Source organism: Candidatus Sulfotelmatobacter sp., from assembly GCA_035504415.1.
GTDB lineage: Bacteria > Vulcanimicrobiota > Vulcanimicrobiia > Vulcanimicrobiales > Vulcanimicrobiaceae > Vulcanimicrobium.
The window spans coordinates 63065-82691 of the sequence record DATJRY010000019.1; the positions used below are offsets into that span (position 1 = coordinate 63065).

15 protein-coding genes are annotated in these 19627 nt (G+C 67.4%); 4 read left to right on the top strand and 11 right to left on the bottom strand.

Annotation, left to right across the window (positions count from 1 at the left end; genetic code table 11):
* Positions 1-83: 83 nt before the first annotated feature.
* Positions 84-932 (bottom strand): GntR family transcriptional regulator, encoded by an 849-nt coding sequence (locus tag VMD91_16855; GenBank protein ID HTW85742.1) that lies wholly within the window; start codon positions 930-932, stop codon positions 84-86.
* Between VMD91_16855 and VMD91_16860 the strand changes: the two genes are divergently transcribed.
* Both VMD91_16860 and VMD91_16865 read left to right on the top strand, forming a co-directional pair.
* A complete protein-coding gene (locus VMD91_16860; GenBank protein HTW85743.1) occupies positions 922-1569 on the top strand; it encodes a PIG-L family deacetylase in 648 nt (215 codons plus the stop codon). The genes VMD91_16855 and VMD91_16860 overlap by 11 nt on opposite strands.
* On the top strand, positions 1566-2219 hold the full coding sequence (locus VMD91_16865; protein HTW85744.1) for a 4-carboxy-4-hydroxy-2-oxoadipate aldolase/oxaloacetate decarboxylase: 654 nt from the start codon (positions 1566-1568) through the stop codon (positions 2217-2219). Before VMD91_16860 ends, VMD91_16865 begins: the two co-directional genes overlap by 4 nt.
* 409 nt (positions 2220-2628) lie before the next feature.
* Here VMD91_16865 and VMD91_16870 read toward each other — a convergent pair whose 3' ends face one another.
* From VMD91_16870 to VMD91_16880, 3 genes are all read right to left on the bottom strand, one after another.
* Complete coding sequence (locus tag VMD91_16870) at positions 2629-4074, bottom strand: LuxR C-terminal-related transcriptional regulator (protein ID HTW85745.1); 1446 nt, start codon at positions 4072-4074, stop codon at positions 2629-2631.
* Positions 4075-4836: 762 nt separating this feature from the next.
* Positions 4837-5622 (bottom strand): HD-GYP domain-containing protein, encoded by a 786-nt coding sequence (locus VMD91_16875; protein HTW85746.1) that lies wholly within the window; start codon positions 5620-5622, stop codon positions 4837-4839.
* Positions 5623-6451: 829 nt separating this feature from the next.
* Positions 6452-7783, bottom strand: coding sequence for a LuxR C-terminal-related transcriptional regulator (locus VMD91_16880; protein HTW85747.1), 1332 nt, complete (start codon positions 7781-7783; stop codon positions 6452-6454).
* Between the two features lie 251 nt (positions 7784-8034).
* Between VMD91_16880 and VMD91_16885 the strand changes: the two genes are divergently transcribed.
* Together VMD91_16885 and VMD91_16890 are read left to right on the top strand one after the other, a co-directional pair.
* A complete protein-coding gene (locus VMD91_16885; GenBank protein HTW85748.1) occupies positions 8035-9222 on the top strand; it encodes a M48 family metalloprotease in 1188 nt (395 codons plus the stop codon).
* A gap of 88 nt (positions 9223-9310) precedes the next feature.
* A complete protein-coding gene (locus tag VMD91_16890) occupies positions 9311-10549 on the top strand; it encodes an HD-GYP domain-containing protein (protein HTW85749.1) in 1239 nt (412 codons plus the stop codon).
* Here the strand turns inward: VMD91_16890 and VMD91_16895 are convergent.
* From VMD91_16895 to VMD91_16925, 7 genes are read right to left on the bottom strand one after another with little or no spacing between them, the layout of a single operon-like run.
* Positions 10546-11058 (bottom strand): hypothetical protein, encoded by a 513-nt coding sequence (locus VMD91_16895; protein ID HTW85750.1) that lies wholly within the window; start codon positions 11056-11058, stop codon positions 10546-10548. The two genes, VMD91_16890 and VMD91_16895, sit on opposite strands and share 4 nt — an antisense overlap.
* The gene (locus VMD91_16900) at positions 11055-11786 is read right to left on the bottom strand and encodes a DUF2461 domain-containing protein (GenBank protein ID HTW85751.1); all 732 of its coding nucleotides are present in this window, start codon (positions 11784-11786) and stop codon (positions 11055-11057) included. Before VMD91_16900 ends, VMD91_16895 begins: the two co-directional genes overlap by 4 nt.
* The gene (locus tag VMD91_16905) at positions 11767-12825 is read right to left on the bottom strand and encodes a glycosyltransferase (protein ID HTW85752.1); all 1059 of its coding nucleotides are present in this window, start codon (positions 12823-12825) and stop codon (positions 11767-11769) included. The genes VMD91_16900 and VMD91_16905 overlap by 20 nt, the downstream gene beginning before the upstream one ends.
* Positions 12822-14141: a family 1 glycosylhydrolase gene (locus tag VMD91_16910; protein ID HTW85753.1), complete on the bottom strand. Its 1320-nt coding sequence runs from the start codon at positions 14139-14141 to the stop codon at positions 12822-12824. Before VMD91_16910 ends, VMD91_16905 begins: the two co-directional genes overlap by 4 nt.
* Before the next feature lie 3 nt (positions 14142-14144).
* Complete coding sequence (mptA, locus tag VMD91_16915) at positions 14145-15626, bottom strand: GTP cyclohydrolase MptA (GenBank protein HTW85754.1); 1482 nt, start codon at positions 15624-15626, stop codon at positions 14145-14147.
* Positions 15627-15628: 2 nt separating this feature from the next.
* Complete coding sequence (gene folP, locus VMD91_16920) at positions 15629-16843, bottom strand: dihydropteroate synthase (GenBank protein ID HTW85755.1); 1215 nt, start codon at positions 16841-16843, stop codon at positions 15629-15631.
* Between the two features lie 5 nt (positions 16844-16848).
* Positions 16849-19617, bottom strand: a complete 2769-nt coding sequence (locus VMD91_16925) for a zinc-dependent metalloprotease (protein ID HTW85756.1) — start codon at positions 19615-19617, stop codon at positions 16849-16851.
* Between the last annotated feature and the right edge of the window lie 10 nt (positions 19618-19627).

Sequence of the window (19627 nt, forward strand, 5' to 3'; positions counted from 1 at the left end):
CCTTTCGGGGGCGGCGATTGGCGTTGGGGGCGCGCGTTCCCGCTCCGGTGCGGCGCGTTCGGGGGTGAAGAGGGGGCCGCTGCTCAGGTCGGCAGTCGCATCAACACAATCGCGCGCACCGCCTCGATGACGCCTGCGACATGCCTGCGCGCCGCGGTTTCGGCCGCTTGCGGGTCGCGCGCGATCAGCGCCTCGAGGATCGCGGCGTGCTCGGCGAGCGATTCGCTCGAGCGGCCGGGCTTGAGCACGGTGCGGAACTGGTAGCGGACGGCCTGCGACTGCAGCAGCGTGAGCAGCTTCTCGCTGGCGGTGTGGCCCGCGATGCCGCGGATCGTGCGGTGAAACCGGGCGTTGAGCTCGGAGTACTCGAGGAGCTCGCCGCTCTTTTGTTTGGCCCGCATCTGAGCGATGAGAGCGGTGAGCGACTCGGCCTGCTCGCCGGTGATTCGCTCCGCCGCACGCCGAGCCACGACGCCCTCGAGCGCCTGACGCGCCTCGAGGATCTCGATCGCTTCCTCCGGGCTGATCGCCCGCACCCGCGCGCCGCGATTGCGCTCGCGGACGACCAGGCCTTCCTGGGTGAGGACGGCCAGCGCGCCGCGGACGACGGCGCGATTCGTCCCGAGGCCGCGGGCCAGCTCTTCCTCGACCAAACGCTCATTGGGCTGGTAGCCGCCTCTGGTGATCGCGTCGCGCAGCGCCGAGACGATCTCGTCGACCGAGCGCCGAGCGGGGGAAGGAGCCCTGTCCGGGTCGGGAAACGATGGCGCCATCATTGGCAGCAATCTTGGCGCCAGAGATGTCCCCAGTCCTTGCCACCCCACGTGAAGAGAGGAGCGCTCCTTGCCCGCTAAGGCAAATCGCACGGTTCTGGCGCTGGTCGCGCACTGCTCGGACTTCGTCTGGCGCGCGACCGGCGCGTTGGCGATCACCAGCGCGGCCGGCGGGCGCGCCATCGTCCTCGCCCTCTCGTACGGCGAGCGCGGCGAGTCCGGTGAACTGTGGAAACAGCCCAACCAGACCGTCGAGAACGTCAAGGCGATCCGGCACGCCGAAGCCTCGCGCGCGGCGCAAGCCGTCGGCGCGGAGTTCACCTGCCTGGACTATAGCGACTATCCGCTGATCATGGACCAGTCGCGGATGGAGCACGTCGTCGAGCTGGTTCGCGAGATCGCGCCGGACGTGCTGATCACGCAAACCGAGCAGGACCCGTTCAATCCCGACCACCCGGTCGCGAACGCCGTGGCGCTGACCGCGCGGCAATTGACGTCGGGCGCCGGCGTGGCCGCCGCCTTCACGATCAACAAGCCGCCCGCAATCTACTATTGCGAGCCGCACCAGACCGAACTGAGCGGCTTCGTCCCCAACTGCTTTCTCGACATCACCGCCGTTGCCGACAAGAAGCGCGAGGCGATGCGGTCGATGGCCTCACAAGAGTACCTGCAGCGCTACTACGCGGAGCGTATGGAGCACCGTGCGAACCACGCGCGGCGCGTGAGCGGCGATCAGTCGGTGAAGTTCGCCGAAGCGTACCACCGCGTGTTCCCCGATCTGGTGCGCGCGCTGTGACGACCAACGAAGAGCTGGCGCGGCTGGGCGTGGCGACGGTCTACGAGGCGGCGGGGCGGCAAGGGCTGATCGACGTCGAGTGGCTGCAGCTGCTCCCGGGCAGCCGCGTCGCCGGCCCGGCGCGCAACGCGCTGTGCGGCCAAGACGACAACCTGATGGTCCATGCGATCGTCGAGCACGTGCAGCCTGGCGAGATCGTCGTGCTGGCGATGCCCGAGCCGCGGCCGGTCGCGCTCATCGGCGAGCTGCTGGTGACGCAGCTGCGCAAACGCGGCGCAGCAGGGATCCTCTGCGACGCATCGGTACGCGACGTCGAGGAGTTGCGCGAAATGGGGCTGCCCATTTGGACTCGCTACGTGCGCGTGCGCGGCGCCACTAAAACGATTCCGGGCTCGCTCAACGTGTCGGTCTCAGTCGGCGGCGCGACGATTCGTCCCGGCGATACGGTCGTGCTCGACGCCGACGGCGCGTGCGTCGTCCCAGCCGAGCGGGTCGGCGAGGTGCTCACCGCTTCGCGTAGCCGGGCCGAGAAAGAACGCGGTTCGCGCGAGCGCTACGAGCGTGGCGAGCTCTCGCTCGACATCAACAACCTGCGCGAAGCGGCGAACGCGACACCACCCGCGCCATCCGACGCCGAGATTCGCACCTAACCGGCGGTGGGGTCGCCGGCAGCCTTCGAGTCGATCCGTCCGTCTCGGCGTAGGCCGAGCGCAAGCGGAGCGGAGGCTGCCGACGACGCACCGTCGTCCCACGGCTACGCAGCGCACAGGTCGGGTGGGCGAACCTGCACGCCCCGAGAGCCTGAGACGACACCCGTGATTCGCCCGCCAGCCGCCCGGTGTGCCTCGGACGGCCTCTGAATCACCGCCAGGTCAACGGAACACCGCCCCCGGCCTAAACTACCTCGCGTCCCATCACCCGAAAGACTTGGAGGCGTTCCCGGCCGAGCCGACCTGGTGTCAAAATCATAAAACAGGCAGCCTAGCCTGCCATCATTCGAATGAATGATATCCGAAGAAAACCCTTGGCGCTCTAAGCAAAGACCGCCAAGAAAAGTTTTTAGGGCATAAGGCCCAGTTCTCTAGCCCGGGTGATGGCTTGGGTACGGTTCGAGGCTCTCAGCTTGCCATAGATCGACGCGACGTGACGCGCCACGGTCGAACGTGACCGATCAAGCTCAACGGCGATTCTAGCGAGGGATGCCCCCTCGGGCAGCATGTGGAGAATCCGAACTTCCGCTGGCGTCAGCGCAAGTGGCAAGCGTCGGCTATGCAGCACCTCGCGGACCGTGTTAATGGCACGAGCATAGCCACGCAACCGAGGGGGTGCGCTATGCTCGTCCAGCGCGCGCGCCGAGAGCTCAACAAAATAACTTCCGGGATCGAATGCGCTAGAAAGAGCCCGTCGTCCGCGCGTAACCTCGCCTACCAAAATACAAGTACATGCGGCGAGTATTCGTGCAAACGTGCGCAAGGTGCGCTGGACAACGGTCTCTGCCGAATCATAACGAGCTGTTCTTCCAATAATAATGTGCGCGATCTTCTTCGCCACTTCTGTATCTCCCGATCCAGCGTAGCAAAGGGCAATTATCGCACTGCAAAGAGAACGCTCGGCTTCGGACAGACGGGGATCATCGGCCAAAGGTAGTACGACTTTGCGAGCAACATCAAAACGCCGCCACCAGATATGTCCTATGGCATCGCTGACAGCGTAGTTAAGTCGCTCCCGATACTGTTCTTTGAGTGGAGTAGCCAGCAGCTGCGCTCGTAGCGAGGCGAATCGTTGCTCATCGGCGTTCTCTGTAATAAGGCCGAGCTGATATATCAAGGCGCAATGTTCTAACGCAATGTCTCCCGATCGATTGGCGCTGCTTGCCATCGACTCCGCATAATGCAGAGCAAGATCCGAATCGTAGAGCCAATCGTGGGCTAGCGCGTAAAGAAGAGAGTAGCCGACAGCGGCATTTCGAGGCGATCCGAGTTGTTCATGAGTCGTTACGGCTTGCAACGCCAATTGGTAGGCGTCGTCAAAGGCTCGCTGATAAAACGCTGCGAGCGCAACGCGATGAAGGACGCGTCCGAGGATTCGAGTGTGGCGTGGTCCCTGAACCTCGCTTAGAGATTGGCTTGCGAGCGCTTTGCTTTTCTCGAAATCACCGCGAAGGGCGGCGATAACGGCCTGGCTGGCGGATAGGGCTGGCCATTGGCTGTCGGCGCGAGTAGGCTCGTTGCTTAAAAGTCTCTCAGCACCGTCAATATCGCCGGCCGTGACCATCAGAGGCACCGCGAGATCGACAAAATAGCGGCGCTCATCTGTAGGCGCGCACAAGATCGCCCTTTCGAGACATGATATGCCGCGTGCCACGTTGCCGCTCAAAGCGACCTGCATACCACGCAAAGCTAACCTGCATGGCGTACGCTCGGGCATGTGGGCTGCCGTGCGCTCGAGTTCAAGGTCGATTTCTGATCGCTGCGCCCGAACACAGATGGCGTATGTGTCCTTCACTGAAATTGCGTTCTTAACGCCCGTACCCGCCAACGTCATACTAGTCAATCAGGCCAAGTGCGCGAGCGCGTTCAATAGCCTGGAGACGATTTGCCACGTCAAGTTTAGCTGCGTCAGAGAAGCGCCCGGCTGTAAACATTAGCGGGACGGCGAGGTCTATGTAGTACCTGGCCTCAGCTCTCGACGCCAGCAAGGCTGCGCGTTGCAGCAGCGAAATCCCCTGCGATATCTCGCCGGTCATAGCATCACGGAGTCCTCTAAGAACAAGGACCTTAGGGCTTTGACTTGGGAGATAATTGGACGCCTGAGGGAGGACGGACTCCAGTTCTAAGAGCTGCGCTCGAACTGCGACGTCGTAGAGGCGGTCCAATGAAGGCGCTTCCGCTGCGCAGATCATCGTTCACCCCGAAAACGGATCGGCTAGCCGATAGGATGGACAGGCGAACTACACTTACCGCAGGCTCGGCAAACTCCTGTCGAAACTGTGCCAGAATGCCTCAAGGGGCGAGCACGAGTACAAATGTGCTGCGATGGAAGGCGTGTGGAGGGGCGGGACCCGCATCGACGGCGCTGCGGTATGCAGCAGCGATATCGATCATGGTCTCTACACTGCCCACGTCCCGTGTGCGCGGGAGCCGAATCGGAACGTCCGCATCTACGCGCGTATGCAAATGCTCTGTAGGCCGAAAGGACGTCGAGTTACGCCGATGCGGTCATGATGCGCACGCACGACGGGACAGCTGGTCCCAGCAAATATCGCTGTTAGCCGGCCAGCGAGCTTGAGGAAGTCCGCAAGGTCCCCTCGTCTCCTGGTACGGGGGCTAATGCAAGGTCAGCGTCGACAGCGCGGCTGCGGTGTACTGCCGCGACGCAGACCATCACATCAACCACGTCCGCATCCCACTGCATTCCTGCACCAGCACGAAGCGTTTCCATAGCCTGACCGACTGTCATCGCTTTCCGATAAGGTCGATCGCTGATCATAGCATGGAAGCCGTCCGCCACCGCTACAACCCGTGCTTCGATGCAGATCTCCTCACCCTGAAGCCCATATGGGTAACCCGTTCCGTCTATTCGCTCGTGGTGTGCTCGCACCACAGGAGCGTACGGAGCGAGCGAGGGAATCTCGCAGAGGATATCGGCGCCGAAGCTCGCGTGGCGCTGCATAATGGACCAGGCAGTCGCGTCGAGTGGCCCTTCTCGCATTAGGATCGAGTCTGGGACGCTGATTTTTCCAACGTCGTGCAGAATTGCGGACTTCGAGATCCGATCGATCGTTGTTGCCGGCAAGTGCATCGCTTCGCCGAGACGCCGCGCCCAAGTCGCCGTAGCTTGTGAATGCGCACAGGTAGCTTCGTCGCGCGCGCGCAGCATGGCAAGAGCGCTTGCGATGGCGACATTCTCATGGGGGTTGCCCGAATCATCGCTGAGCTGCAACTCGACCTGCACCTGCGCGAACTCAAGGAAAAGCAACAGCGCCGCGGGATCGAAATCGTGGCGCTTACCTAGGTCGCCTATTTCTGCGCAAGCGTTGGCTATCGCGCCCACCACTGTCGACCGAGGGTGTGCCCCGCGCGCTATTCGCGCCCAGTGAACGAGTATGGTGGGATCCGATTCTTCAACAGCTCGTGCCAGAGCTGCGACCAGAGTCCGAAGCATCAGGCGCGCGCCACCAAGCTTCGCGTCAGAGGTGCGCTCAGCGATTCGGTCCCCAAGGTCGACGCGATGCTGATTCAGGTACTGAGCAAGATGTACCCGAGCGCTCGCGGAGATCGATGAACTTGGCTGCTCGCTGCGCATCTTAAAGACCTATCGTACGAAGGTAGCGGTGCGCGGCAACACGCTCTGTGCGACTTCGAGCATTCGCCGATAAGAAGAGTGAAGGGCGGCCATAGGTCCGTCCATGAACTCATCCGCAAGGCATTGCTGCGCCGCAGCAAAAGCGTCATGTAGTTCGTGATCGAGGGTCCGGGCGTGACGTACGGTGTCACGGAGCGGTTTGAGATCGTTCGCGTCTAGGGCAATGCGAAGGCCCGCAATAATGCGGTCAACAAGTGCCAATACGGTAGGCGTCGGTGACGTTGTGCTACACGCACTCAAGAATGAGTGCGCAGTACCGTAACTGGCCGAGCAGTCAGGCTCGTATTGCGGGTACATGGCCCTAAGAATACGTCGGACTAGCTTGTGTGTAGATCGTGATGAGGTGGTACACAACCGCATAGAGAATGGCAAGCACGGCCACTTAGCCCTCCTAGGGGGTCAGAAAGAGAGACAAGTCCACTACATGGTACGCGTAGCCGCGGGTTCCATTATGGGTCAAATGACCCAGGTGCGAAGAAAAGCCCTATTCTAGCGGGCTTTGTAGCCGAGTGTATTTTCATGCATTCAGCCCGAGCTCTCTCGCTCGCTGGACCGCCTGCGTTCGATTAGAGACCTCGAGCTTGTCGTAGATTGCCTCAACGTGGCGAGCAATTGTCTTGCGGGAGCGTCCGAAGCTTTGGGCGATTTGCGCCAATGTCGCGCCTTCGGGGAGTAATCGGAGAATTTGAAGTTCCGCTGGTGTGAGGCCTAAAGGAGGTTGATGGCGTAGCGCTGCTTCGCAAGCCGAGTTAATGGCCCGAGCGTATCCGCGCATGGAGGCCGGGACGTTTCGCTCATCAAGCAGCTTAGAGGTGGCAAAATTGGTAAAAATTCGTTGAGGGTCAAATGTTCGTGAGAGCGCGCGTCGACCTCGAACATTTTCACCGACGAGAATGCAAGTGCAAGCAGCAACAATGCGCGCCACTCGCCGAATTTGCCACTCGTGAAGTGGCTCTGGGCCGGATCGATGGGCGGTACGACTTAGAACTAAGTGCGACCTACGTTTTGCATCCGCAACATCGCTTCGCGCGGCATCGCAAAGTGCAATGAGCGCCTCGCAGGTGGAACGTTCGGCAAGCGTCCGCTGCCCATCGCTAGCTAATAACTCGAGAGCTGCTCTCGCGGACTCGAAGCGACCGGACCACATGTGGACCACCGCTTCTGAGACGACATACGGATAGCGTTCGCGATACTGCTCTTGAAGTGGGTTTGCCAGAAGTCTAGCTCGAAGGGATCCGAAACGTCGCTCGTCTGCCATTTCTACTGCAAGACCGAGTTGGCAGATCAGGCCGTAGTTCTGCATCGCGACGTCGCCGGACCGTTCAGAGCTCATCGTGAGCCGCTCAGCATACAAGCGGGCGATTTCGGGATCGTCGAGCCAGCCCTTTGCGATAACGTAAAGTAACGAGTACGCGGTGGCGGCATTTCGAAATGAGCCGAGCTGTTCATATAGCCGAGCAGCTTCGACAGCCCGTTCTTGCGCTTCACCGAACTCCTCGCGGTGAAAGGCGGAAGCCGCACTACGCTGCAAGACTCGTGCGAGTATCGTCGGCTTCTCTTGCGCGCGCGCAATTATGAGAGCTTTCTCGGCGAGTTCACGACTAAGATCATCTCGACCCTGTCTAGCAAGAACAACAGCTCGCAGGGCGTCAATCGCGGGAGAAAGCTCGTCGCGTTCCAAGTACTCGGTGCTCAGAAACACATCGGCTTCATCAAAGCGCCCTGCGCTAAGCATTAGCGGGACCGCGAGGTCGACATAGTAACGAGCCTCTCGGCCCGGCGTGAGCGAAATCGCTCGCCGGAGCAAAGCGATCCCGCCAGCCACGTCGCCGCTCAGCGCGGCCTGCATGCCTCGCAGCGCCAAGGCCCTTGGGTCGCGGAGGCGGATCGAGGGCGAGAGGCGAGCGAGTTCGGCTTCGACCTCGGAGAGGCGAGCGCGGGTCGCCACGTCATAAACGTGCTCCAACGAGGGTGAAGCCGCTGTGGTCGTCTCGCTCACATGCGTGGACCCAAATGCCGCGGAGTTATTTGTATCGAATCGGCAAAGGCAGGCGAAATTCCTGTCTTTCGACGGGACAGCTGTACGGGTAAGGGGGTTCGGTGAAGCGACTCGGAGGACGGATTTTGCTCGGCGTCGCGGCTGGTTTCGGCCTCGGGTACGCGCTCGTACGGACCGCGCAGGCGGGTGCAGATCGCCGGCGACCCGCGCCGACGCTCGCCGATCGCGACCCGGGGCGTTACGCGGCGGCGCGGCGTGCGCTGATGATTGCCGGCTTGGCGCGCGGCGTCGCGTCGCAGGCGACGGTCGCGTTCGTGCTTGCCGATCCCCTAGAGCGAGCACTCGCCCCGGTTCCGCGTGCGTTGCGCGCGCCGGTGTTCGCGCTCGCGGTTCTGTTGCTTGACGATCTGCGCGACGTGGGCACCGAGTACATTGAGGGGCACCAGTTCGAGCGCGTCTACGGCACCTCGGATCAGTCGGCACAGAGCTGGCTCGAGGATCACCTCAAAGGCGCGGCGGTCGCGGCCGTGATCACCGCGCTTCTGGCGCTGCTCGGCGACGCGCTCGTCCGGAGCGCGCCGCGCCGCTGGCCGTGGTTCGCGATCGCCGGGACCCCCCCGCTGCTCGCGCTGGCGACGGTGATCGCGCCGACCTTCATCATGCCGCTCTTCAACCGCTACGAGCCGGTCACGGGCGACCTCGAAGACCGGATCCGGGCGCTGGCCGCCCGCTACGGCGTCGGCGACGCCTCGATTCTGCGCTTCGACATGAGCAAACAGACGAAAAAAGCCAACGCGTTCGTGACCGGCGTGCTCGGCACCGAACGGATCGCGCTGGCCGATACGCTCGTGTCCGCCTTTCCCGCCGACGAGACGCTCTTCGTCGTGGCACACGAGCTCGGACACTACGTGCGGCGTGACCCGTGGACGGGCATCGCGCTCGGCACCGTCGGCGTCGCTGCCGCGCTGCTGGGCGCCGATGGGCTCGTCCGGGCGACGACGGGACGCGGCATCGACGGGCCGGCACAGGGTTCGCGGCTGCTGTTCTGGGCGTCGCTGATCCAGCTCGCCGTCATGCCGGCGGCCAACGCCGCGTCGCGTGCCCTCGAGCGGCGGGCAGATCGGTTCGCCGTCGCGGCGACCGGCGATCCGACCGCCGGGGTGCGGGCCTTCCAGCGTTTGGGCGAGCAGAATCTGGCCGAGTTCGAGCCGCCACGCTGGGCCGAGGTGCTGTTCTCGTCCCATCCCTCGTTGGCTTCACGCATCTGGGCACTGCAGACAATCGTTTAACGCTGGCGGCGATGGAAGCCCGCGTGCCTTGCCGAACCGAACGGTAGGGTGCAGGACTTACCACGGAAGGACGTCGGGACAGGATCGTATGCACGTACGCTCGGTAGCGCACTCACCGAGCTTTCTCGCCCGCTTCGCGATCGTGCTGTTCTTCAGCGCGGCGCTCGCGGCCGTGCTGCTGGCGTTTGCCCTCGAGACCGTCCACCGGCGCTCGGTCGAGTCCGACGAGACCCTCGACGCCCTCTCGCGGGTCGAGCAGGTCCTCACGCCGGTCGTCGACCGCTATAGCCGCGGCCGGGCGCTCGCGGCCGATGTGGCCACGGCGGCGCAGGCCGGCGAGGTCTTCGGCTACGTCACCGAGGTCCGCGTCTACGACGACCGCGGTCGCCCGATCGTCCCGGCCGGCGCGCCGCCCGACGCGGCCGCGGTGACGCAGGCGCTACACGCGGAAGACTGGTTCTCCGTCGACCGCGGCACGATGCGGATCGCGTACGCACCGCTCACCACCACCGACGGGCGCCACACCTACGTCGTCGCGGTCGTGCTCTCGCGCGGCCAAATGGGTGCGCGCGTCAACAGCGAGGGCTGGATCGTCGCCGCGACGACCGGCGGTGCGATCCTCATCGTCTTCGTCTCGCTGTTGGCGCTCGCGATCGAGGCTTCGCGCGAGCTGCACCGGCGCCGGCGCGAGGCGCAGGCGACGTTCGTCGAGGGGCTCGCGACGTTCGCGCGGCTGCTCGACCTGCGCGACCCGTATACCGCGGGACACTCCGAGCGGGTCGCGGTCTACTCGCGCGCCCTGGCGGCGGAGATGCGCCTGCCGGCGGCCCAGGTCGACGTCATCGCCGACGCCGCGCTCTTGCACGACCTGGGCAAGATCGCGGTCCCGGATGCGATCCTCTTCAAACCGGCGCGGCTCACCGACGAGGAGCGCGGCGCGATGGAGCTGCACCCGACGGTCGGCGCCGAGATCCTTTCCGGCATCGGCACCCTCGAAGAAGTGGTGCCGTGCGTGCTGCATCACCACGAGCACGTCGACGGCAGTGGGTACCCGCAGGGGCTGCGCACCGACGAGATCCCGCTGGGCGCCCGCATCATCGCCGTCGCCGACGCATTCGACGCGATGACGACCGACCGGCCGTATCGGCGTGCCCGCACGGCCGAAGAAGCGGTCCAGGAGTTGCACCGCTGCGTCGGCTCGCAGTTCGACGCCGCCTGCGTAACGGCGTTCGCCGCGCTGGCCGCGCGCGGCGCGGTGGTGCCGCCGCCCTCGCGCGACGAGCCGGCGTTCGGCCGCAAGATCGAGCTGCAGCAGCCCTCGGGTTAGCGCACGTCGACGTCGCTGACGTGTTCGCCGCCGTCGGCGGTCCACACGTGCAGCGCATGCCGGCCGGTCCGCACGCCGTGCAGCGTCCACGCGCCGGGCGCGTCGAGGCGCGCGTACGGACCGTCGACGACGATCAGCGTCGCGTGCATGTGCCGGTGAATGTGGCAGCGGATCTCGATGACGCCGGCTTTGGTGAAGTGGACGTCCTTGCCCGGCCCGGGCGCGTAGATGCCCAGATCGAACGGATCGGCCGGCGAGACGCTGTAGACGCTGTGGTCGACGTCGTCGTCGTTGCGGAAGACGACGTCGCTGCCGGCGGTGACGACGGCCAAGGCGGGAATGAACGTGCGGTCGTGTTGGTCGACGGCGACGCCGCTCGTCGGCGCCGGCGCGGAGCCGTCGCTGACCCAAACGACGCCGGGCGCGGTCAACGTCCCCGTCAGCGTACCGGTCGCGGGGCCGGCGGCCAGCAACGCGAGCGTGCCCAATCCCAGCAGCAGCGGCTTCACCACTCCTCATCCTCGGCTTCGAACACGCGCGATCCTTCGTTGGCGCGGGCATCGAGCCAGCGCACGAACGGTGCCGTGGCGCGGATCATGTCGCGCACGACCGCGAAGGCACCGCGCTGCAACAGCTCGTCGTCGGTCAGCTCGCGCTCGATCAGATAGTTGCGGGCGCGAATCAGCCCCAGCCGCGGATGCGCCTTTGGAAAGCCGCGCGGGGTGACGCGCAGCGGGTGCGTTTCGAGCGGTAGGTACGGCGCCAGCGCGCGCGCGCGCAGGATGCGGTCGAACTCGCGCGCGACCTTCCCGTCCTCGGCGAACGCCGAGCGCAGGCCGTGCAGCGCCGGCTTCGTCGGCACGTAGATGCCGGCCGAGACGTGGCTGCGATTGCCCGGCGCCAGGTGCATGTAGTAGCCCGCGTACGCGCCGTTCTTCCCGCCCGGCGACATCCACGCCGACAGCCAGGTCTTGTAGGGTGCCTTCCCGGTATGGAAGCGGGTATCGTTCGCCAGTCGGAACAAGCACGCGCGCGGGTCGACGTGGCGCAGCCGGTCGTCGGCGCGCGCGCCCTCGAGCAGCAGCATGGTGACCAAGTCTTCGAAGCCGTGGCGGACGTGCGCGTCCCAGTCGGCACGGTGCGCGTGGAACCACGTGCGGTCGTTGTTCCGCGCCAGGCCGCGCAGGAAGCGAAAGGCGACCTTGAGGTCGAGCGGATCAGCGTTGCGTGATGACATCCAGCATTCGGTGGGCGATGGCGTCCCACGTTCGCGCGCGCGCGTGCTCCCTGCCGCGCGCCAAACGAACCGGCGAGGGATGGAGTGCTTCGCAGGCCGCGGCGACGAAGCCGGTCGCGTCCTGGGCGAGGTAGACGGTGTCGCCGAACTCGGCGACGACGTCGGCGATCGGCGTCGAGATCACCGGCTTCCCGGCCGCGAAGTACTCGAGCGTCTTGGTCGGCGAGATGAACTCGGTCGCGCGGTTGCGCGCGAACGGGAGCAGCGCGACGTCGAAACCGGCCAGCCACGAGGGCAGTCCGTCGTAGGGGACGCCGCCGGTGAAATGCACGTTCGCGCGGCGCGGCAAGAGGGCGGCGTCGATCTTGACGATCGGACCGACCAGGATGACGTGGCCGCCCGGCACGCCGTCGGCCAACGCTTCGATCAGCGCGACGTCGATCCGCTCGTCGATGACGCCGACGTAGCCGAACACCGGGCCAACGAGCTGCGCGGTCAACGGATGCGGCGTGACGTCGGCGGCGAAGCGCTCCAACTCGACGCCGCTGGGCTCGCAGTGTACCTTCGGGCCGGCCGCGGCGCGCGCCGCGTAGAGCGAGCGGCCACCGGTGAAGACGATGTCGGCACGCTCGACCAGCGCGCGATCGCGCGCGGCGATGCCGTCGGGCGCGAAGTCGAACTGCGCCAGCTCGTCCATCACGTCGTAGATCAGCGGCCGCGCGGCGAAGGCGTCCGCCAGCGCGTCGAGCATCGGCGTGGAGAGCCACACGCCGTGCGGGCCGTCGCCGGCGAACCCGCGTGCCGCCGCGATCGCGGCGTCGTCGACGAACGGCGGTGCCCAGCCGCGCCGGCGCAGGGGACGCACGATCGTCACCGGCCCGTCGTGGATGACCGCGTCGCGATCCTCGTGCGCCGGGAAGGGCTCCTCGACCACCACGACCGGGATGCTGCGCGCGATGCGCGAAAGCAGCTGCTGCGGGCGTTGCCAAACGCCGTCCCAGCGCAGGTGCAGCCCGGCGACGATGGTACGCGGCGTCACTCCGAGCCGATACGCGCGCGGACCAGATGATCCCCCTCGGGCTCGCCGCGGTCGGCGGCCGCCGCGAGCGCGTCGAGCGACAACGCGCGCTCGTCGCGCTCCCACCAGCCGCGCGTACCGTCATCGGCGAGCGTCCCGCCGTGGCCGAGCGTGATCAGCGCGTGCGCGACCGCCGTCGGCCGGGGCGTCTCGCCCGGGCCGGCGAAGGTGAAGATGCCGTCCTCGCGGACCTCGTCGTCGGCGCGCAGCAGCGAGTGCCAGTCGACCATCCCGAACGCCGCCCACGCGCCGACCGCGCGTACCTCGACGCCGTCGGCGCGCAGCGCGTGCGCATCCGCGACGTGCTGCGCCAGCCAGCGGACGCGTTCGCGGTCCGGCGCGTGGACGTGGACCTCGCCCAGTGCCAGCGGCAGCCGCAACCGGTCTGCCGCCGCGCGCAGCAGGGGCGCCGCGCGCGGCGGCGGCTCGCCGGCGACGTACACCGCCGGCACGTCGCCGATGCGACCGCCATCGCGCGTGAACAGATAGCGCTCGGAATGCGGATAGTGGTTCCAGGCGACCAAGCTCGGCACGACGGCGCCGGCACGCGCCGCCTCGAGCTCGGCCGGTGTCAGGCCGCAGCGCTCGACCAGATAGCCCGCCAGCGGGTGCGCGTCGGCGACGCGCCCCGCGAGCAGCTCGACGCTCAGGTACATCCGCTCGCGCAAGAACGCGACGTAGTCGGCCACGGCGCCGTCGGCCGCGGTGAAGCGTTGCAGGTCTTCGGTGAGCACGAGCTGCGCGTCGGGGTTGACGGCGCGGATGCGCGCCATCGCCTGCTGCTGCGCGAGCGTCTGGTGCAGCATCGCGCGGCCGAAGGCGTGCTCGTCGCGCAGGTTCGGATACCACACCCCGTAGAGGGTCGCGAACCGCGCCGTCGTCAGCGGCTCGTTGATCGGCGTCCAGCGGCGGACCCACGGAAACGCGCGCGCCGCCGCTTCCGCGTAGTCGGCGAAGAGCGCGGGGAAGCGCGGGTCGAGCAGGTTGGTATAGGCCGGGCCGCTGCCGTGGTGCAGCAGGGTGACGATCGGCTCGATCTTGGCGTCACGCAGCAGGCGAAGCCGGCGTGCCGCCCACCGCAGATCGATCTGCGCCGGGCTCCGCGGCGCGCTGCGTTCCCATAGCACCGGCGTGCGCGACGCGCCGACGCCCAGGCTCGCCAACCGGTTGACGTCGCTCTCGCGCACGTCGTGGCCCGTGCGCGCCAACTCGTCGACCACGCGGGTTGCGTCGACCCGCGCGATGGTCGGCTCCGGCGACGCCCAGAGCTCGAGCACCGCCTAGAGCGAGACGACGGGTGAGGGGCCGGTGCCCAGCCAGGCGGCGAGGTCGGTCTTGCGGTCGACGTGCGTGCCGTCGCGCAGCTCGCGACGGAACTCGCCGAACAGCCCGAACGCTTCGGCGAACGCGTCGTGCTTGTGGATCGACTCGTAGTTGATCTGACTGGCCGACACGTACGCGTCGTCGGGGAAGTCCGCGTACACGTCGAGCACGCGGGCCAGGATGCCGCGCACGACGTCCTCCACGAACTTCGGGTTGTGGTGCGCCTTGTTGACGACGAAGAACTCGTCGGGCCGCTTGAGCAGATCGTAGGTCTCGCTGGACATCGACGACTCGACGATCTCGACCAGGTCCTCGGCGCGAATCTCGTCGGCGTAGGGCGACGCGGCGCCCAGGTAGACGCCGCCGCGGCCGCGCTGGTTGTGGGTCGCGACCGGGAGCGCATCGAGCGCGCGCGAGGCGTCGGCTTCGCTGAAGCCCGCGTCGAGCAGCTCGCGCAGGCTGTGCTCGCGCACCATCAGCTGCGCGCAGGGGCAGGCCGTCATCCCTTCGGCCTCGACGCCGACGACGCGCCGCGTGCCGTGCGCGTCGGCATGCGCGATCCCGACCAGCGTGTAGGTCTCCTCGGTGCGCTTGCCGCTCACCGGCGTCCAGCGCTCGAGGCCGAACTCGGCGCGCAGCCGCACGTCGGCGCGCAACGCGCCCTGCGTGCGCACGATCTCGCCGGCGATGCGTTCGACCAGGTCTTCGATCCGGGCCGGCTGTTCGTCGCGCGCCAGCACGTCGAGCGTCGCGGCTTCGAGCAGCTCCGAGAAGCGCGACATGTGGACGCCGGCCTTGTCGGGCGCGAGGTCGGCGACCATGGTGAACTCGCCCAGGAACAGCCGCTCGCGGCCGCCGATCTGCAAGCGGATCTGGTGCTTGACCGACGAGACGCCGACCCGGTTGAGCGAGAGCCGCACGTCGGGCGCCTCTTCTTGCCGGTTGGCGACGAAGTGGATGGCGCGCGACTTGCGCGCGATACCGTCCTGCGGCACGGCGGCGGCCAGCTGCGCGATCGTCTTGCCGCTGCGCGGCTCGACCAGCTCGGGCGCGATCTCGGCCAGCGGCACGAGGCTGAAGGCACGCTCGGCCAGATACGGGTGGGGAACCTCGAAGCGGCCGTAGTCGACGACCCGGTCGTCGACGAGCAGGATGTCGACGTCGATCGGGCGCGCGTCGAGCGGCGCGTGCGTTTGGCGACCGATCGCCGTCTCGACGCCGCGCACGAAGCGTTCGAACGCCACCGGGTCGAGCGCCGTCGTCACCCGCGCCGCGACGTTGAGAAAAGCGGGCCCCGCGACGCCGCCGGCCGGCGGCGTCTCGTAGAACGACGAGACGACCTCGACCCGCGCTTCGCGGCGCAGCCGCTGCAGCGCCGCCAGGATCGTCCCTTGGCGGTCGCCCAGGTTCGAACCGAGGCCGACGTAGACCGTGTGCATGCCTAGGGTGAGACCGCCGGCGGCGTGGCCGGGTTGCCCGCCGCCGGGGTGCCGGGCATCGCGTCGGCGATCGCCAGGCTCGCTCGACGGTTGGGCGCGACAGCCGCCATCATGCGCGCCAGCTGCGCCGTCTCGGCGACGTCGTGGACGCGCAGGACGCGCGCGCCGGCCGCGATGCCGAGCGCCGCGGTCGCCAGCGACGGCACCAGCAGCTCCTTGGCCGGCCGACCGAAGATGCGTCCGATGAAGCTCTTGCGTGAGCTGGCGAACAGAATCGGATAGCCGAGCGCGCGCAGCTCGCCGAAGCGCTCGAGGATCTCCAGATCGGTCGCGGGTTCCTTGCCGAACTCGAGGCCCGGATCGATCGCGATCGCCTCGCGCGCGACGCCCGCCGCCACCGCACGTTCGGTGCGCTCGTGGAGAAACGCGACGATCTCGGCCAGTGCGTCGCGATAGACGTAGCGTTCGGGCTCGCGCACGTTCAGCTCGCCGCGCAGGTGCATCACCACCAGGCCCGCGCCGTGCGTGGCGACGACGCCGGGAAGGTCCGGATCGCTCAGGCCGCTGCAATCGTTGATCAGGTGCGCGCCGGCGGCCAGCGCCGCGTCCGCGACGCGGGCCTTGAAGGTGTCGATCGAGATCGCGACGTCGAGCCCGTCGGCGACGATCGCCTCGACTGCCGGCACGACGCGGGCGCGTTCTTCGTCAGCGGAGACGCGGCGGTTCCAATGCGCGTACGACTGGCCGCCGACGTCGACCAGCGCGCCGCCCGCGGCGACGATGCGCCGCGCGCTCGCCACCGCGTCCGCGACGCCGTCGACCCGCTCGTAGAACGAGTCCGGCGTCACGTTGACGATGCCCATCACGCGCGCTTCGTCGCGTAGCGCGAGCGTGCGCCCGCGCAGCCGCCATTCCGCCGGTGTCCCGGCGGCCCGGTCGAACGCCGAGAGCAGCGCGTCGATCGCGGGCGGCGCGGCCGCGCGTGCGGTCGACAGCTGCGTGCGCGTCGCGGCGACCAGCACGGTCGTGCCCTCGTCGGCTATGACGGCACCTGTGGCCTCGAGCGCGGCACGCGCCGCGGGCGCGAGCGCGTCGTCGACGGCCAGCAGGCGCGCTTCCGCCGCGGCGGCGAGCCGGTCGGCGAGCGCGGCGGTGAGCCCGGCGTGACGCGACCGCAACGCGCCCGCGTCCGCCGTCTCGAGAAAGCGGACCCGCACCGGGTTCAGACTTGGCGAACGTTCGTCGCGTGGAGGACGCCGCGCACGCGCACCAGCAGGTCGGCGAGGTGTGCGCGCGTGCTCGGATCGCTCGTCGTGCGCTCACCGGCGGCCAGCTTCGCGGCCAGCTTGACCAGGTTGGCGCGCGCGATCGACTGCGTCTCGCGCGGCAGGTTCAACTGGTCGGCGAACGACGAGGGCAGCGAGACGATCGCCAGCTCCAGATCGGCGAAGCGGCGTTGCAGCTCGCGGTGCGCGGGCGCGATCGACGCTTGCCCGACGTCGTCGTAGATCGCCGCGTTGGTCCAGGCGAACAAGTCGGAGAGCGTCATCGTCTCCCCGGGGTGCGACTGCTTCACCTCCTGGTCGGCGATGCGCGCCATGGTGACCGGCGAGAAGATCTGCTCGATCATGTCGTCTTGGATCTCGGCGACGATCTCGCGGATCGGGAAGTCCGCCCGGCGCACGCCGCCGGAGTCCCAGTGCAGCCCGTAGCGCGAGGGGACGACCGCGTCGAGCAGCTCGGGCGAGAAGTTGAACGCGTGCGAGGAGAAGACCCAGCGGTCGAGCAGCGCGAAGGCGCGGCGTTCCTCGGCGCGCGAGATCGGCGTGAGCGGGAGCGGCGCGCCGGGCTGCAAACGGTGCGCGCGCGAGGTCGCGATCCCGCCGATGTACTTGGAGGCGATCGCGGCCGAGTCGAGCTCGTCGTTGAGCACCGTCACCAGCTGCGCGCGCAGGTCTTGATACGAGCGCGAGTCGCCCGGGTAGGTCCGCAGCAGCTTGCCGGCGACGTCGGCGTCGATGCGGAACTGCTCGTCGGCGTAGCGCAGCGCGTCGTTCGAGAGGTCGAACAGCTGGATGTGCGGGTCGACCGAAAAGACGGTCGCGTCCTCGTCGGTGCCGTAGGCCAAGCCCGGCTCGGTCGAGCGCGCGGCGATGCGCGAGAGCGGGATCGCCTCGTCAGCCGAGGTGTGGACGTTGGGGAAGCTGCGGTAGCCGTACTCGATCGCGAAGTAGTCGTACGGCCCGAGCTGGGTCGGGAAGTAGTCGGCTTGCCGTTCGCCGGGCGCGGCGAGGTTGGCCGGCGTGTAGTCCATCACCGAGCCGGTGGTGCCGTGCACGCGGGTGAACGCCGGATCGTGCAGCTCGTCATACGAGAACGCCTCGGAGCCCTCGAAGTTGTGGCGCAGGCCGAGCGTGTGGCCGACCTCGTGCATGACCGTGCTGTAGAGCCACTCTTGCGCGTAGCGGTCGCGGTCGGACGCGGTCGCCTTCGGGTTGCGCTCGAGCAGCATCGTGCCCAGCGCCGCCTGTGACGCCGACGACTCTTCGAACTCGCAGGTCTCGTCGACGGAGTCGTCGTCTTGCGATGCGCTCGGGAGCGCGTCGACCGGCGGTGGGGGCGTCGTCAGCAGCGCGCGGCTGAGCGTCTCTTCGTTCTGCAGCGCCACCGCGTAGGGATCGCGGCGGGCGCGCAGCGCGGGCAGCACGCGGTCGACGTACCCCGACTTGATCGTGCGCAGCGCTTCGCCGTCGATGACGACTTCGGCGCGGATGATCTGGCCGGTGTCGGGATCGCTCACGTGCGGGCTGTACGCGCTGAAGTCCGGCACGTCCGAGGTGATCCAGCGGACCGTCGTGTAGCGCGCGTCGTCGGGATCCCAGTTGGGGTCGCTGGGCGGATCCTTGACGACGATCGCGTTGGGATGACCGATCTTCGCGAAGGCGGCGTTCCAAGCCAGGATGCCGCGCCGCACCGTGTCGCGGTACTCCGGCGGGATCTCGTTGGTCAGGTAGAACGTGATCGGGCCGTCGTCGAGGTTCCAGCGCTCGATGAAGCGTTCGAACGGCGTCGCCGTGCCGTCGTCACCGAAGCGTTTCCGCGCGGTGATGAAGTACCCGACCCGGTCGTCGGCGTTGCGCGGCACGAAACGCGGATCGCGCTCCGGTTCGGCGACCAGGCTGTAGTGCATGACGATCGGAATGCCGCGGCCGTCGGGGACGGTGGGCAGCGCGTTGGGCGGACCGTTGAACGCCAAGTTGACGGTGATCTCGTCGTTGCGCGGAAACGCCTTGGTGGCGCCGTAGTACGACTTGGTCGCGTCGACGGCGTAGCTCGGCCGGACCATGATGACCAGCAAGCCCGGCAGCGACGGCGGCGTCGTCGCCTTGCCGAGGTCGGCACCGATCCCCTCGAAGTCGGTCATGAAGACCGAGGGGGCGATGACGGTGTGCTCTTTCTTCGGGTCTTCGGCGACGATCGGCGTCGAGAGGATCACCGAGTCGGCGACGCTGATCGCCAGCGAGTTCGCGGCGGCCGTGCCTTTGTCGGCGACGTAGTGACTGTTCGGCGTGATCCACAAGACGCGCTTGCCGACGCGCTTGAAGGTGACCTGGATCGGATCGTAGACGCGGCCGGCGAACGCACCGCTGCCGACGCCGCGCTCGATCGAGGGCATCAGGATGTAGGTGTGGTCGAAGTTCTCCGGGCGCAGATCGAAGTACAGCTCGTCGTCCTTGCGAACGATGTCGATGACGCCGTGCTGGGTGGTCGCGTCCTTGACGAACGCCTCGTACGTCGGCGTCGGCGGCGGGATGACCAGCGGGTGAACCGCGGCGCTGACGGTCGTGATCGGCAGGATCGGCCGCTGCGGGCCCGCCGTCGGCTCGGTCGCCGGAACGGCTGCCGGCGCGGGCGACGCGCTCGGGTTCGGCGCGGCCGCGGCCGGCGAGGGCGCCGGGGACGGGGCGGCCGAGAGGGCGGTCGTTCGCATGGAGGCCAAC

Coding starts and splice junctions, on each gene's coding strand:
- VMD91_16880 (HTW85747.1), bottom strand. CDS start 7,783: ATGCAGGCCGCGCTGAGCGGCGACGTGGCTGGCGGGATCGCTTTGCTC.
- VMD91_16890 (HTW85749.1), top strand. CDS start 9,311: ATGCACGTACGCTCGGTAGCGCACTCACCGAGCTTTCTCGCCCGCTTC.
- VMD91_16900 (HTW85751.1), bottom strand. CDS start 11,786: ATGTCATCACGCAACGCTGATCCGCTCGACCTCAAGGTCGCCTTTCGC.
- mptA (HTW85754.1), bottom strand. CDS start 15,626: ATGCACACGGTCTACGTCGGCCTCGGTTCGAACCTGGGCGACCGCCAA.
- VMD91_16925 (HTW85756.1), bottom strand. CDS start 19,617: ATGCGAACGACCGCCCTCTCGGCCGCCCCGTCCCCGGCGCCCTCGCCG.